Source organism: Luteibacter sp. 1214 (assembly GCF_031455395.1).
GTDB classification, from domain to species: domain Bacteria; phylum Pseudomonadota; class Gammaproteobacteria; order Xanthomonadales; family Rhodanobacteraceae; genus Luteibacter; species Luteibacter mycovicinus.
The window spans coordinates 463,319-481,093 of the sequence record NZ_JAVDSQ010000001.1 but is presented as its reverse complement, the minus strand read 5'-3'; the positions used below and the strand labels follow the sequence as shown (position 1 = coordinate 481,093).

General features: G+C 61.5%; 1 protein-coding gene (running past one end of the window). It reads right to left on the bottom strand.

Features of this window, described 5'->3' with window-relative positions; all coding sequences use genetic code 11:
* Positions 1-30 precede the first annotated feature (30 nt).
* A protein-coding gene (locus J2X57_RS01930; protein ID WP_309863156.1) for an Ig-like domain-containing protein crosses the window boundary here: on the bottom strand, positions 31-17,775 show its 3' end. Its footprint extends 19,044 nt past the window's final position; only the last 17,745 of its 36,789 coding nucleotides appear in the window; the start codon falls outside the window, past its right edge; it ends in the stop codon at positions 31-33.

Sequence of the window (17,775 nt, the reverse complement as noted above, 5' to 3'; positions counted from 1 at the left end):
CGCCGTCCCGAAGAACAACGGCGTCCCAGATTACTCCCTCCTTACCGCGAGCCCCGTCTGGATCGCCAGAAGATCAACACCAGACATGAGTCCGCCTAAGAGTGCGTGGGTCCAATCCGTCGGAGCTGCGCTGCCACTCAAAGCCGCGTGCGTCGACCAATCGATCACCGGCCGGTCATTCGAGTCAGAATTCACGACGATGTAGCCGCCGTCTCTTGCATGGCCGATGCCTTCCGACGCATTAAAGATAATCGACATGGCGTTACCGCATGGCGGATTCTTCGACACGACAAGCGTGATCGTCGCGCTGGCACTTAGCTTCCCGTCGCTCACCGAATACGTGAGGGCGTCCGTTCCCGTGAAGCCTGACTTCGGCTTATAGGTGTAGCTGCCATCGCGATTGCGGGTCAGTGTGCCCTTGGACGGATTGGTCAGGCTTAGCGTCAGCGCGTCGCCGTCCGGATCATTGACAAGGTAGTCGAAGTCGATTTGCACGCTACCGTCCTTCTGCACCTGGAACGATGCGTTTTGGGCGGTTGGGGCGCGATTCGCCTTTTGTACTGTGATGCTGACCATGGCTACGCCGGATTGGGCTTGGCCGTCGGTTGCCCGGTAGCTGAAGCTGTCGGTCCCATACCAGCCCTTGTCCGGCGTGTAGGTGTAGCTGCCATCGGCATTGATCGTCAGCTTGCCGTGGCACGGTGCGCAGACGAGCAGGGCGGCAAGCCGGTCGCCATCGCTGTCCGTGTCGTTGGCGAGCACATCGATGCGGACGGCCGTACCCGCCGTCGTTGTCGCTTTGTCGTCTTTGGCAACCGGTGCGTGGTTCGGGGCGAGAACGGTGATGGTGACCGTGACGGGCTTCGAATCCAGCGAGCCGTCGGTCGCGGCGTAGGTGAAGCTATCCGTACCCACGAAACCGGATTTTGCCGTGTAGCTGAAGCTGCCGTCGCGGTTGCGGGAGAGACTACCGTTCTTCGGCGAACCGGTCAGCTTCGAGGTGATGTCGTCGCCATCGGCATCGTTGTCGTTGGCGAGCACATCCAGCCGAGTGGCCTGACCGGCGCGGACCGTGAAGGCATCCGCCGTGGCGACCGGAGCCTGGTTCACCTTGGCCACACGGATCCAGACCATGGCCGGATTGGAACGGAACTGACCGTCGTAGGCCTGATAGGTGAAGCCATCCAGTCCATACCAGTTGGCGTCCGGCGTGTAGGTATACGTTCCGTCCGTATTGAGCGACAGCGTGCCATGGCTCGGGCCGCAGATCAGCAAAGCCTTGAGGTCGTCGCCGTTGATGTCCCAGTCGTTGGCGGTCGGGTCGATACGGATGGAGCCGTTCTCCCTGACGTCGACGACATCGTCGAAGGCGAGAGGCGGTAGGTTGGGGCCAAGTACCGTGATCGTGACCGTTGCGGTGTTGGAATTGGCCTTGCCGTCGTTGGCGACGTACGTGAACGTGTCGGTACCGGTAAAGAACAGGTCAGCGCAATAGCTGAAGGTGCCGTCCGCATTCTTCGTCAGTGTGCCGTGCTTCGGGCCGTTGACCACCATAGCCTTCAGCGCGTCGCCATCCGCATCACGATCGTTCGCCAGAACGTCGATGATGGCGGTCTGGTTGTTGTGAATGCGGACACTGTCGTTGGCCGCCACCGGAGCCTGGTTGGCTGCGGATACGGTCAAGCGCACCGTGGCTATGTTGGACAGCGACTTACCGTCGCTTGCCTGATAGGTGAGGGTATCCGTGCCGGTGAAGCCGCTGTCGGCCACGTAGGTCAGCGAGCCATCGGCATTGCGGGTGAGCTTGCCGTGCTGCGGACCGGCAACCAGCACTGTGGTGAGCGCGTCACCGTCGGCGTCGTTGTCATTGGACAGCGGATTGATCACCAACGCCTTGCCCTGAACAGCGGCGTAGCTGTCATCGACAGCGACCGGTACGTGGTTGGTCTGACGGACCGTGATCGTTACCGAGGCGATGGCGGAGTCGAGTTCACCGTCATTCGCGACGTAGGTAAAGCTGTCGGTGCCGTAGAAGCCATTCCTGGGTACGTACGTGATCGTGCCATCGGCATTGACCGTCACCGTGCCGTTGGCCGGCTGACCGACGATGCGCGCGGTCAAGCCTGCATTGACTGCCTTCGGCATATCGGCATTCAGGCCGGTGGTGTTGTCGATGTCGCTGTCATTGGCGAGCACGGAGATGACGACGGCCTTGTCCTGGTCGGTGCTTGCCGTGTCGTTGATGGCGACGGAAGCATGATTTACTGGTGTCACGGTAAGGGTGACGGTGGCGACATTGGAACCGCCCAGGCCATCGTTCACGGTGAACGTGAAGGTGTCGAGACCAGCGTAGAGCGCATCTGGACGATAGACGTACTTGCCGTCCTCTGCTCTGGTCAGGGAACCATGGGCCGGGCCATCCATGATCGCTGGCGTAAGCGTGTCCCCATCGACGTCGGTCGCGTGGGCGAGCGGGTCGAGGATCAACGATCCGTCCTCCGCCACCGTACCCGCGAAGTCCACCGCCGTAGGTAAGTGATTGACGGGCGCCATCACGATGGTGACCGTGGCTACGGCGGAAGTCAGCGAACCATCGCTCACGCGGTAGCTGAAGCTGTCCTCGCCGCGGTAGAGATCGTCCGGACGATAGCTGAAGCTGCCATCGGTGTTGAACGTGAGAACGCCATGCGTTGGGCCTTCAACCAGCTGAACCGTCAGGGCGTCGCCGTCGCTGTCCGAAGCCCACCCGAGCAGGTTTCCTTCGACGATTTCTTCTTCAAGGGAGTCCACCGTCGCATCGTGCGCCACGGGTGCATGGTTCGCCTTGTTCACGGTGAGCACCACCGTCGCCATGTTGGAATGACCCTTCCCGTTGTCCAACACGTAGCTGAAGACGTCTGTGCCGAACCACTGGTCATCGGGCACGTAAATGAAATGACCATCGGCCACGAGTGTCAGCGTGCCGTGCGATGGACTGTCGATCAGAACCGCACCGAAACCGGTTGCGTTCATATCGTTTGCCGTCACGCTACCTTCGAAGGTCCCGCCCTGATCGCCGGACTGAGCATCATCGATAGCTCTCGGCAGCCCAATCGTACGCACGTCACGGATGTTAACCGAGCTATCCGCAGTACCGAAGCCAAGGAGGTCGAACGACAGCGTCACAGCCGTTCCGGTAGCAACGTGGCCCAGATCGAGAAGATACGTACGGCTTCCATCGGCATTCGCAATCCACGTGATGCCATTCGCCGTGTAGCTTCGTCCGTCTGCCTGCATGTTGAGTGACGCGTCGGTATGCGAAAGGCCCATCGCTCCGCCCAATGACGCACCGGTCGCCATATTCAGCAACGCGACTTCAAACGCGTCCTCGGGCAGGCCAGAGGTGCCGTGCAGCGAAATGCCATCCACCGTGAAACGCAGGAATCGATCGTTCGCCCCTACGACAAAGGATTGGCTCAGTCGAGTGTGGACTCCGTTCACTTCAACCAGCCTTGCCCCTTCTCCCGATTGGACCACCAGCCCCGTTGTTGACCACGCGTTATCAGTGATCCCGTGGTCGGGTGTGACGGATGGCAGGATGCCCGAAGACATATTCGGCTGGGCTGCCGTCCCTTGAGTGGCCGTGGGCGACACCGGGATAGATACACCCTCACTTCCCGTTGCGACAGCGTGTACAAGAGTCGCAGCGCGCGTGGCCAGAAGTGCGCGGACCTGGGCGATCAGCGCTGGCGACGGAAGACGGCGCACACCAGGACCGAGTCGAAGCGCCATGACGTCGGACGAGTCCCCTGTATCCGCAAGGCCGAGCACATGCCCGAACTCGTGCATGACCACCGTAAGTAGGTCGATGTGCGCTTCCGCTGCAGTCCCTGCACGTGCTACCCAAACCCCTGGGTCAGACGTGGGCAGGTAGTCATCGTTACCCGATACATCGTTCCCGACATACCAGCCAACGCCGTTGGCGTCGTCATCGATGCGGATCGTCGAACCTTCGGTCACACCAAGAAGTGAATTGCTCAGGGCAACCACCGACGCAGAGCCGGGCAAAGATATACCCGCGGCCGTGAGGTCGGACGTGCTGAGGCCCCATCCGACGAGTACGTTTGCGATAATTGCGTCGACAGCCTTCTGAGTTGCCTCGGCTTCGCTCGCCGGAGCGTGGGCGGGGTCATCGTAACGTCCGCTGGACTCCTGGTGCTCGGGCAGCACCTGCGGTTTCAGCTTGACATGCACCATGCCCTGATAGCCAGACATCACCTGGATGTCGTGAATGCCGTAACGAGCGCTATGCACGTCGGTATCGCTGACGTCCTTAATGTCGATGCGAATCATGCCCAGCACGGCGACGACGATACTGTTTCGCTTGAGGTACTCCTCTCCGCCCAGATACGCGCCGTTCCAATACTTTCCGGCAGCCTGGCGCAGAAGCGCCGTCTGCACGATCGCGGCCTTCTCCGCGTCCGTGAGGGCGAGGTGGCTCTGCGCCATCACATAGTTCAACTCCGCCGTGAGGTCGCCGTTCATCGCAGCTAGATCGTTACCCATCGTGTTCAGATCAAGCAAGGCGCGAATCGGCAGCGTGGAAAGCATCAGTTCGGAATCGAACTTCACGTCAAATGAAAGTCCATCAGTGTATTCATGCACGACATCAGGACGGGTGGCGGCATCCTGCTCCACCTTCATCGGAATCCAACCGTCCGAAGTCATCTTGACTACGTCCATTTTAACGCCTGCCAAGTAACCGGCGGCGGCTTCTGCGGCCTTCTTGATGATGTCTATTTCCCAGCTGCTGCCGTGGTCATTAGACGTTGCAGCGGAGCTGACATTCACATAGTCGTCGCTCACGAGGCGCGACCAGCGAGGCGCGGTAGCGCTATTTAGCCAGTCAAGCGTCTTATCGCCCGGCGCAGCGGAAACAGTTCCGTTACGGTCATCGGGATCGGCTACATCGAGCGTGTCCTCAATCTTTGTTGTATACAACGGCTCGATCCCAGGCGTCCGCCCACCAGCGAAGGAGCCGTCGGCCCCCACGAAATCGTCGAGCTTGGCGCGAGCCCAAAGGATAGTGTTCGCCGGCTGTGTGTGGGTCGCATTCCACTTGGCTGCCCAAGCGGGGTAGTCTGATTCGAAGCTGATCTTAGTGACGGTAAGTACCAGCAGCTTGATGTCGTCCATATAGGTGCGAGTGACAAACACAGGCTTGCCATCGGCCGATGTGGACTGGGCGAGATAGCTCTTGTTCTCGGTCACATCGTCGGTCAGCTCGTCTGGCAGCTGGTGAGGTTTGCTTACCACGCCATCGACCGTCGGCACCAGAAATGGGAGGTCAGGGTTAGTGTCGAAGAACAGCACGATCCTCCCTGAGCTATTTTCCACGACAGTGATGAAGCGGCTGCTCGCATTCTTCGTTCCATTTCCTGCAACCACACGCTCATAGATCGTATATCGGGAGTCATTGCGGAATTCGGCGGGACGATGCCCGAGCAAAATGTAGCTCTGATTCATTCCGACCCAGGTGGAATTGGCCGTGCCCCCCGAGATGACGGCCGTGAGGATATCGATCGCACCCGGGATATCCCAAAAATGCAACGTCGGAATGCCGCTCGCGCCCGGAATGAACAGCGCATTGCCGGGGAAGTACTGAGCAAGGCCCTTGGCCTCCCATACGCCGCGATCCGCGTCGAGTAGCTCGCCGTCACTCAGGCGGCCGTCGCCGCCCTTTCGAAGGTTGTCACGGATTGCGCGGATGTTGCCCGCATCGATGTCCATCGAGAACTGGTCGAGATTCACCGAGTACACACCGGCGCCGTTATCGGCTTTTGCAAGCGAATTTCCGATCAGTCCGCCTGCTCCAAAGAACCCGGAGTAGGTGGTGATCTGCGCCTGAATAAGAAGGATTGAGGCACCTACGGACCGGTAGAGCACCATATAAGCACCCGCTCGGTTACCGACCTTCAGCATTGCTTCGACGCGATCCAGGATCGCTTCTGTCACAGGGAGGAGCTGATCCTTCGTCAGGGGTGCTGTCAGTACGTCCTCGGGCAGGGTACGTGTTTCGTATGTGGGCGTCGGCGTTACCGCCGATGCCGTAATCACCTGAAACCGGTCGAGCGCGCCTTCCGTGCGGCCCACCGTACCACCAGCCGTCGCAATAGGATCATTCCACTTTCCGTCGACGCGAATCTCCTCTGCATTATTGAAAGCGTCGCTCGTGCCGTTGGAGCTGACCGAGGTGTAGCCGAGGAACTTGAGCCGCTGTTGCACGCCTGCGACATCGAGCGGTCGATTGATCTCGTTGTCGCCCACAGAGCCTTGCAAAGTAAGCGTTGAGTAGCCCGGATCGGTCGGGTCCTTCAAGGTGTTCGACCTGAATTTGATGACTACACGGAATGTGCGGTACTCGTCCACCACCTCGCCGTTGATGCTGTGGACTTTGACATTGACATAACCGACCGATGAGCCGGCTGCCAACGGGTTTCCGTCCTGAAGAGACTGTACGTCGAAGTCAGGAGCGAAGTAGAAAATGCCTGAATCGCCGAATGAGGTCGGGCCGACCGACAACGTTGTGGAATCACGCTGTACGACTTCCCAGCCGTCCTTGTATTCGTACGAAAGTACATGACCATCGTTGAACCAGCCAAATTTCATCGCACCGTCCGAGTACGCACCCCCGACCGGTCCCTGTTGCTGCTGCATCGCGAAATCGCCGGTCACCTCCACGCCTTGCGACGCAAGCAACATCCTGAGGTCGACCTTTGCGATGTCGCCGTAGAGTTGATTGTCGACTTCGACGGTTGCCATCTCCTTCTGGGTAGAAGGCCCGCTCGCGATGCCATAGATCCATCCGAAGTAGGTGCCTGCTGTGGCTCCGTCATAGCGAGTGGGCTGCAGCGACGGGTTGTTCAGGTCGATCGGCTGCGTTCTCGGCGTGCCTGCCTGATAGGCCGTGCGAGCCGCCTCGATCAACGTCCCAATATCGTTCCAGACCAATAGCGCCTTGAAGTCGCGGGAGTAGATACCCGGCTCATCGCTCAGTTCATCGACAAAGACATCCGCGAACAGGCGACCATCGTCGCCCAGCACAAGGTGATCGATAGCACCGCCGACGAACGGCGTTGTCGCCCCGAGATAAAGCGGGCCGCCTTGCGCGCCGAATGGGTCCTGGATGATGCCGATCTTTCCGCCGATCTGCTTTCCAAGAATGTCGTCGTTTCCGTAGTGCGCGTCGTTGAAGATGAAATTGTAATCGGCGACGAGCGCGTAGGTAACTCCCTGGTAGTCAACGATAACCACACCGTCGGCGCGCTGAATGTTCTGCTGATATTTCGACGTCAGCCAGCTGGAGTCCGCGGTTGGGGTCAGGCTTGGTTGCGTTATCGTCGGAGTGTCGCCGAGCTTACCTGTCGCGTCGACCGGCCAGCTGATGATCGCGATGCCCTTGCTGTGATCGAGAGCGTCGGACACGATGAACTGGCCTGGCTTATCGCCTGCGGTGACGTACTGGGGACCCTTCAGCGCGAACGACGATGGCAGGGCGCTCAGGGGCAGTGTCTTGAAGGCGCCGGCGGCGAGCTTGCCGTCAGCACCAATCAGCGAAAGGTCAAGCAGGTAGACGTTCCCCGAACCTGCACGTGTGTTGTTCGTCACGCCGATGGTTGTGATCGGGGCGGTGATCGCAAGATAACGACCGCTGCTGACAGCCATACCCAGGAAACCGTCTGTCGTTACGACACCAGGGAGGTTCAGCACCTGCTGAGTCCGCAGGAAGCCAGACGATGCGGCCGAGATATCGATGCGAATCAGGCGTCCTGTTCCGCCATAACGGCTGCCCTCGGCCACATAGAGCCAGCCTCCTGAAACCACGACGCTGCTGATGGGGTCACTCGTATTCTCGACCTGGAGGGTGTATCCGATCGTCAGGGACGTCGTGTCCACCACGTAAATGCGGCCATTGCCGCCGGCGACGAAGGCCAGCGACTGGTCGGTGTTGTAGGCGATCTGCGTCGTCATGCTCCCGAGCAGTGCCAACGCACGGCCTTGCTCGTCGACCTTTGTCTGCTTCACGAGCGCAAGTTGATCACCATTCGCGAAGTAATTGATGGTCGTGGCATTGGTGACCATCGTCGCATCGATGACCTGAGTCGGATCGTACGGATTGACCGCATCGCTCAGGATTCCCGTCTTCGGTATAACCACATTGCCCTGGTCATCGACGGTCTTGTTGATCCGCTCGATCATAAGCTGGTGCTGGGACAGCAGAATTCCGTCCGGCAGGGTTACATGCAGTCTGCCCTGTGCGTCGATTGTCGCCTCGATCGCCATCCAGACGAGTCCGTGATCCGGCACACTCGTGGGTGCGCTGAGGGCCTTGTTGCGAGGACTGACCCATACCTTGACCACGACGGTGCTGGCCGGTCCTGCTAGAGGAGCAAAGCCGGAACCGTAAATGGTCAGATCCCGTGTCGATGTATCGAATTCGTAGCCGCTCACCTGCGGCTGGTCCCACGATGTAGGGAGCGCGAAAGGGAAGTTGACTGTCACGGTTCCCGCACCGTCGCGGATGACAGGCACGTCTTTTTGATAAGACCCGGCCAGCGTGTACCTGACGACCGACAATGGGCCGAAGCTGAAAATGTCAATAGCGCTGTTGGCCATACCTGGCGACATGCCCATGGCAATGTTGGCCGACTGCGACCACATCAGGTTCCAGTCGAGCGCGGCAGCGGTGGCGGTGGTCTCGCCTGTGCGCAGATTCTTGCTGCTGGTCGTGACGAGAATATCGCCGCCTGCGGTGAAACCGCCATAAGGCGGGCTCGACGTGTGCGCCATCCCGTCGGTGCCGATGACACCGTTGTCTACGAGGAACCATGTGTCGTGCATCACACCGTCAGCTCCGAGCACGGTGCCCTTGCGCCAGAAGAAGACCTGCGTGCCCGTCGCTGGTAGCGCGCCGTCTGATGCTGCCACGTGCAGGGCCAGCTGCAGTGGCAAGGAGCTGGCATCGCCGCCCACATCGACGCGGAATGCCCCGACCACATCGAGTACGTCCGGTGCAGGCATGGGCATGCCAAGCGAGGCAGCGTCGACGGCCGATATGGACACTGTAGAAACCGTCGCAAGCGCTCCAGGTGGCACCATCACCAGATTGCCTGCTCCGTCCTGGACCGAAGCCCCCATTGCGGGATCGACGAGAGCAGGGCCTGTGGACGGGGCTTGCACGTAGAGAAGGATGTCGTGCTGGCGACCGCCGTAAATCACAGAAACCGTGGCGTACCCGGATGCTTTCGCAATAATGAGTCCGTCAGGTGTGATGCTGGCGATCGCATCGTTACTGATGTAGTAGCGCACGCCGCTGGTCGCCGACGAAATCGCCGTGCCGTCGGCAGCGGTGACCTTGAGCTGCCGCTCACCGACGTACTCGGGCAGGTCGATTGCACGAGGATAGACGTCCACCTCGAAGCCGTTTGCATCGACCGGTACGACAGGAAGCGTTACACCCACCTCGATCGCGTCGACGGCACGTATGCCGTGAGAGCTGACCTCAATAGTTGCCGTACCCGTGCTGACGGCATGGAGGGTGCCGTCGGGCAGTACATCCACAACCGTCGTTTTGGACGAATGAATGTCGACATAGTCGGCATCAAGGCGCACGCCCGCCTGATCTGCGAATGTACCGGTGATGACGAGTTCGCGGCTGTCGCCGTTAACCATCGCGGCCAGTCGCGTGATATCGATCTGGAGCAGCTGCGCGCCGCTGACGTTGACCACGACATGAATAGGTGCGCTGGAGGCAAATCCGTCGTCGGCCTGCATCGCGATGTCCGCAGGGCCGGTATAGCCAGCGTCGGGACGGAAGATAATGCCTTTTCCGTCCGGCGTAAGCATGGCCGTACCGTGTGTGCTCCCGAGTATCCGCCAGAAAATGGCGTCTCCGTCCGGGTCGCTCGCGACGCCATCGAGGAGCGTTGTGGTCGCCAGATCCGTGTGAGTCAGCATGTCGACCGGCGTTCCCGCGACCGGAGGCAGGTTCGCGCGCCAGCCGTAGTTGGCGTACAGGACCTGGCGATCAAGGGCGTCGACTATCCCGTCGCCGTTCAGATCGGAGGCGCCTGCCGTCGGGGCCATGTCCCAGGCCGCACTGTCCACCCCGTCGACCTTGCCGTCGTTGTTGATATCTCCGGCGATGCTGAGCGCGACCGTCGCACTTCCGGTACCGGAGAAGCGCAGGAGCTTGAGGCCAGCAGAGTCCACACGGATGAGCCAGGTCTGCACGCCATCGTGCAGCGTGCTGCCGATGATTGTGCCTCCTATGACGGACAGCTGCGCTGCTGCGTCGGCCATTCGCGCGCTGACCGCATAGATAACACTGCCCTGAGCGCCCGGGGCCTTGACGGTAGAAGCGAGTTCCGATTCGCGGACCTCGAATCCCAACGTGGTGGTGCCGCTCGAGAGAACACCGGTCCAACGGTTCGCACTGTCGTTCCCAATCCAGGACGCGGCCGTACCGAGACTGGCAGTGAGCGTTTCCGAGAAAGGCGTCGACGCGCCGTCGTAGCCATAAGGCGTACCTGTATCGGCGCCGTCGAGCCAGCGGGCCAGGATAAGGCGACCCGCCGTATCGTAACGATACGCGATAGCACGCGGCGCGCCGTTTGCGGCCGGTCCAGTAATGCGTGTGATGCGACCGGCGGCGTCACGCTCGAAACCGATGCGCTCAGATGCTGTCCCTCCGACAAGCGCGATGCCCGCATCAGAGATAACCCAGGCAGCGCCGTCAGCGAAAGTGGCCCGGACAATCTTTCCTTCGGCCGTGATCGTATATGACGTTCCATCGGGCGAAGTAAGGAGGAATCCACCCGGTACATATGGCAAGCCGGTGATACCGTCGTAGAGCCGGTCGCCCATTCGTTGCAGGGCCGTCGTACCCAGTGCGCTCAGCGTCCAACCTTGGTCGACGCCGAATACGGGTCGATAAACGACGGGGGCCGACACGTCACTCGACAGGCGCGTTGCGGAAGTCGACAGCTCGAATCGAAGATTGACTTTGTCCAGGGGCGAAGACGGGTCTTTGGGCAGGCTGAGCCAGACTCTGGCGCCCTCGCTCCAGCCTGCAACCGCGCCAGTGGACGTATTGGCGAGCTGATCGGTCGTCAGATGGGTATCGAATCCGTCGAGTGCCCAGTTACCCAGGTTCGCACCGGCGTCGCCGACGACCACACGACCCAAACCAACCGAATGGCCACCGAGGGAGAGCGCGCCGTCAGAGGCTTCCGCGAGAGGCTGATTCTTTGTGCTCGAATCGATGACGATGCGTGCTTCGATCTGGGTTGTGCGCGAGAGCAGATCCCACGCTGTCAGCCTCAGTCGATAGACGCCGTTCTCGAAAGAGGCTGGGTCGATTGTCGCGAGGCCCAGGATCTGATCGATGCGGGCATCTGCCCACGATTTCTCACCCAAAAGCTGCCAGACATCGCTGCCTTCGCGCGCGATCTCAAGACGGGAACCCATCGCCTGGGCTTCTTGGATGGCAGCTGCGAGCGAGGTCACACCGATGATGTCGACCGGCTTGCCGACGGGTGTCGCACCGGCGAGTGTGCCCGTCCAGCTGAGTGTCGGTGCCGACGTGTCGGATGGATCGCGGACGCCAAGCTGTTTCGTGGTCTGGGTACGGAACCCGTCGGCGTCCGTTGCGGTCACTCGAATGTCGACCAGGCCTGGAGCCGTGCTCTGAAACCGGAAACGGCCGCTGGCGTCCATCGCGACGGTTTGCCAGGTATCGCTGCCGATGCCGGCTCCGCGAATTTCGACGACAACGGAGGTGACCGATGAGAAAGCGCTCGTACGAACGGTGACCAGGACGACCTGTCCTGGGAGGCTGGGCGCGGATGGCACTGCATCGACCAGCACCGCCGGAGCGTTTGCCTCCGCATCGGCGACGACGCGCAAGGTGAACGTCTTTTGGGTACTCCGCATTCCGTCACTGACCGTGGCGGTGACCACAAAGTCACCGGTCTGGCCAGGGCCTGGAACCCAGTTGAGGTGACCTGAGGCGCTGTCATAAACGGCACCCTCAGGCAGCCCACTGAAAGCGACCGTCAGAGTCTGGACCTGAGGTGCTCCATCGGGATCGTCGACGTGGACGCCCATCTGGTTTTCCGTGTCACCCCTGGTGACCGGAAGGCTGATGCTCTGACCAACGACAACCGCATGGCTGGCAACGGTGATCGTCGGCGTGCGGTCGACGTCGAAAACGCGTACATGCACCATCTGGGTCGAGCTCAGGGTGCCATCAGTCACTACAAACTTGAACGCGAAGTCCCGACTTCTTTCGATTGCGTTATCGACGACGCCATAGCCGGGCGTCCATTCGAAATGACCGGTGGCCGCATCGAAGCTGACACCCGGCGGCGTGCTCTCGTCGTACACGAGGCTGGTGCGAACGAGGTTTCCATCGGCATCGGCCGTGCGCAGATCGAAGCTCAGCACGCTTCCTTCATCGACCAATTGCAACGGCATCGGCAGAATCACGGGAGCTTGGTTTACGTCGTTAACCTTTAGGACAAAGGTGCGACTGAAGGTCGCCGAGCCATCGCTGGCGGTGATGGTGAAGCGGTAGATGCCTTTGTCTCCGCCTTGTGCCGCGAAATATTCTGGCGTCCAGCGCAGTACAGCATGGCCGTCGGCCATCGAAAGGACCATGCCGGTAGGCATGCCTTGGGTCGTCCAGGTGAGCACATCCGCGTCAGCGTCGTTCACAAAAAGATCGACCGACAAGGGCACGCTCTCGTTAGTAGTAAGGCTGATCGGGCTCGATGCGTCCGTGGCTGAAAGGGCTGTTCCATTCACCTGAACCCCAAGGAGCTCCGGGGCGGCATTCGCGGCGCGAACCACTATACGAAGGCTGCGCGTCACCACGTTCGGTACAGGGAACTCGGGATCGACGTATCCCTGATCGCGAGGTGGCAGACCGCTGTCGGTGACCATTACTGTGATGTCGTAAACCCCGATATCGTTGGCGGTAGGGGTCCAATGAAGAACGGCTTCGCCGTACGAGCCTGTCAGTTCAAGCGTCGCGCCATCCGGAAGGCCACTCGTGGTGATCGAGAGGTCGTCCTGGTCTGCGTCGCTGATGTGGAGAGGGACACTGAGCGCTGCTCCGGCTACGGCGACAACCTGCGCCGGAAAGTCGATTATCGGCGGGGCCGTAAGCGATTTTGCCGTGAGAACGAAGCCGATCGTTTGACTGAGGATACGGCTCGCATCGCCGTTGCCATCGTCAGTGACAGTGATGGTCACGGTGTAGTCGCCCCGGTCATTTGCCTGGGGGCTGAAACGGATCTTCCCGGTGATATGGCCCGGCGCGCTGGCGGGGTCTTGGATCCAAACGGCGAACTGAGGTAGACCACCGAGGGAAATCGCCAGGGAGCTGCCGTCGACGTCCGAGACATCGACGGGAATTTCGATCACCGCGCCCGCGTCGACCGTCGCATTGGCGATCGGCGCGATAACCGGCGCACGGTTGCTGTCGGCAACGATGATTGGAATCGTCACCGAGCTGCGAGCAGGCGCTCCTGTGCCATCGCCATCATCCGTAGCGATAACCGTGACGTAGTAAGTGCCGGCCTGGTCGTAACCGGGCGTCCAACGAATCCTGAGGGTGTCTGGGTCGAAAATGGCACCCGCAGGCAAGCCATGCACCTCATAGCTCACACTGGGAGCGGTAGTACTTCCATCTGGAGAGACGGCTGCGCTGTCAACCGTAGGGCGTACCTTGGGCGTGAACGTCGGGTTGTCGGGATCGAACGCAAAAACACTGATCTCCAACGCCTGGCCTTCGAGCAGGTTCCAGCTGTCGCCAAGGTTGGCATCGAAGGCCGGCGCGCCATTGGCGTTCAGTACGGTAAAATCGATCGTCGCTTGTGCGCGCGTGTTGACCGCGGTTCCAGTGGGCGATGTCGTCGTGGCCATCAGGACCACAGTCACGTGGAACGAACCGTGCTGGTTGAAGCCGGGCTGCCAAGCCAGCCAACCGGTATCGGCGTTGAGCGTCATACCGGCAGGAAGCGAAGTGGAAGTGTAGCGCAGCGAAACCGTGCTTCCGTCAGCTCGGATCAGACCGCCCGGGACGGACCCCGACAGCTGTACTCCGTAAGCATCGCCTTCCCGCAGAATCTGAGCGGGAACAGGCGCCAGGACGGGAGCGGCATAAGCCTGCCGCACCGTGATATCGAAGCTGCGCGTTGTCGTCGACCTGCCATCCGTCACGGAAATCGTAACATTCCGGTAGATGCCGGCCTGGTCGTAAGACGGCGTCCAGTTCAGACGACCGGTACGGGCGTCAAAAGTAGCACCCGGCGGGAGATTGGACATCGTGACGGTAAGGGTGTCACCGTCCGGGTCGGCAGCGTGCAACGGGAGGGCGAGAGACTGCCCCTCTGCCAGAGCGACCGCATCGATAACGTCGATGACCGGCGGATGATTGCCCTTGTCGACCTGGATGTGGAAGGTCTGCAGATAGCTCCCGCCACGGGCGTCGACCAGTCGAAGCACAACCTCGGTGTCGGCCATCGCGTCGGCATCTGGCGTCCAACGTAGCGTTGCGACGGAGTGATAGTAACCGTCGACATCGAGCGATGTTTCATCGGGTGGTGTGAGTGAGAGGCCAGCCGGGCCGGAGACCAGCTGCCAGTACACCAGGTTGCCGTCACGATCCAGGCCGTTGACGGTGGCTGTCCACTCACTGCCCTTGACCGCCACCGCATCGAACGTAAACGGCGTCGCGGCCACGTCACTGGCGGGCCTGATGACGGGCGGCTCGTTTACCTCGGGAACGGCATACACGCCATGACCGAGCTGAACCTTCACGATATCGGCGAGCGTGCCACCCGCTTGAGCTTGCGATGCGGGGAGAATCGTCACGGTCTGGTCGACGATCTTTCCGCCTGGAGGCAATTTGCCTCCGAGCCCGACAAGTGCATCGCTCAGGTTGATGGTCCAGAGGCTGCCATCGGCATGCGACCCGTCGGCCACCAGTCCCGGGAACCATTGACCCGGGTCGACGAGTAGCATCAACGGCCCATGGATATCCTGGCTGCCGACGTTGGTCAGCGTGACGTCATAGCTGATCGCTCCGGTGGCCCGGTCGGCACGCGTGTTGCTGAAAGCGATGGAGATGCTGGCACTCATGTCGAGCAGCGCAACGAAATGCGTCACCGCCTGCTGGCCCATGACGAGCCCGGTGGAGGAGCGCAGGCCCGCGTCCACGGTCATGGTATAGCTGCCCGCGGCAAGACCGGAGACGCTCAGGTAGGCCGTGTGTGTCGAAGCATCCCAACGAATAGCCGTGGGATACAAGCGGTTGCCACCATTTTCAGGAGCGACGAACGCGTAGCGGGTGACATCCAGCACACTGCCACCACCCGAACCAACCCACATATCCTGATCAAACACCACCGCAATCTCACTCAGCGGCAACGGCACCAACGCCCCATCCGGCACGCTCGTCGCAACCACCTTCGGCGCATGCGCCGGCGCAATCTCATCCACATGGCTCGTCTGCGCAACGAGAATCCGTCCATCGCTCGTCGCAATGATCGCCTCAGCCTGCGTACCGCCACCGGCAAGCTGCAACACCCGACGCGACTCCAGCTCGATCATCCACGTGGTCGAGCCATGCGTGGTATCGGTCACACCTGCAACGGTGACGTGCTGCGCCAGCGAACCGGACGCAAACAACAGCCCGGCCAGCGGCGTACCCGCCTTGCCGAACGCGATGGAACTGACCACCCCGGTGAGACGGTACTCGAGCTCCGCGCGACCGACGGTCTTCCCGCTCATCGGGAAGCTGACGATCTCCGTGCTGCCATTCGGATCGGCGGATGTGATGGAGCTGCCGCTCCAGCGCACACCCCACAGACGGCCGTCCGGGCCGAACGCCAGGTCGCCAACGCGCGTATTGCTGAAGTGCTGCCAGACCGCGGCGGCATTCGTCTCATTCGGGTGGAACACCTCGATGCCACCGCCCGACGACACGTAGATGTCGCCGTTGGATGCAATGGCGAGCGCATGCGTCAGCGGCTGGCCACTCGGGCGCTGCATGCGACGCAGGATCGCGCCGCTGCCGGCATCGACCTGGATCAGCTCGTTGCCCGTCATCACCCATAGCTGCCCGTACGCATCGACGGCCATGTCGAGGACCGGGCTGTCGAGGACGAACAACGGCGTGACCGAGTGACCGCCGTCCTTGCCGACCTTGAACACTTCGTTGCGCTGCGCACCGGCGCTGAACAACACGCTGTGGTCCGCGAGTTCGACCATCGCCATGGCGCCGATATCCGCGGAACCGGCGGCGAAGCCGTCCGCGAAACCGCGTGCCGTAAACGGCGAGAGCACGTTGCTGTAGTCACCCGCGTTCGACGTCGCGACAACACCCGGCAGAAGCTGCGAAGCCTGCTGGAAGAGGGTGTTTTCGGGATAGTCGCGATCGGGGGCCGCCGCCGGGGTACTGGGTGTCTGTTCCAGTCCGGGTGTGACGCCCAGACCATCCAGCACGCTCTGTCTGCCGCCGTCGTCCGGCAGCACGGCGTTGGTCACGCTCGCCGCTTCGCGGTTGCCGGCGTTGTCGGTCGCCACGGCGAGGAACTCGTACGTGTGGCTCTGTTCACCGGTGAACACGGCCTCGGTGCGATCCGGTCCGACCTGACGCTGCCAGATGCGGAAGTCACCGCCGTCGGTGGCGACATAGACGGTGACGAAGCGGATGCCACTGGCATCGTCCTGTGCCGTCCACTTGACGTTGTACTGCGGTGCGCCGGCGCCGTTGGCGCCGAGGCTGGTGACGGTGACCGTGGTTTTCGGTACGCCGGCGTCGAGGGTGACGTTGAGCGTGCCGCTGTCGACCGGCGGCGTATCGTCGAAGAAGATCCGCGCCGCGGCACCGACCTTCGCTCCCGTCACTGCGGTGGCCGATGCGGCCACGGTGTAGCTGACGAAGCCGTTGAGCAGGGCACCTGCCGTCGGAACGAGCAGGGCACGCGTGAGGTCTTTCATGACCTCGCCGGTGGACGGATCGATCGCCTGGATCAGCCAGGTGGCGATACGCGATTCGATATCGATGCCCGCGCTCACGCGCAGCATATATCCCTTCGTCGCCGTGAAGTCGAAATCGGCCTGGAAGTTGGCACGATCGGTCGGCACATGGATGTTGATGTCGCCCAGCTTGAGATCGCCCAGACGCAGCGACCGCGCGTCCAGGTTCGGATCGAGCTGCGAGACGATGCGGATCTGGCCGACGCCCTGACTCGTCGTGTTGCTGAAGTTGAAGGCGTAGGGCAGCGCCGTGGACGCAGGCACGTACGCGCTGCCGTCCGCCGCCGTGGAGACACCTTGCGGCCCCTGCACGGTGATGGCGCTGTCGTCCGCACCGCTGCGCGCCGCCATCAGCGTGAGGTACTGGGCGAGGTTGAGCGGCTTGCCCGGCAGCGGATTGAACTTCTCGTCCAGGTAGCCCTGCGCGCGCAGGTACTCCAGCTCGGACTGGCCGCCGACGAACACGGTGAAGTTCTCGAACTGCAGGGTACGGCCCGTATGCAGGTCGTAGTCGGCGGCGTTCGCCAGCGACGGCACCGGGATGTCGACTTCGTTGCCTTCGTCGTCTTCGCGGTGCTCGAAGTGGTCGATCGGACCCGTGGTTGCCTTGGGATCGCCCGCGTAAGCGGCCGTATCGCCGTACCACTGCTGCACCTTGGCGAAGAAGCCAAGCAGGTCGGCCTGGGT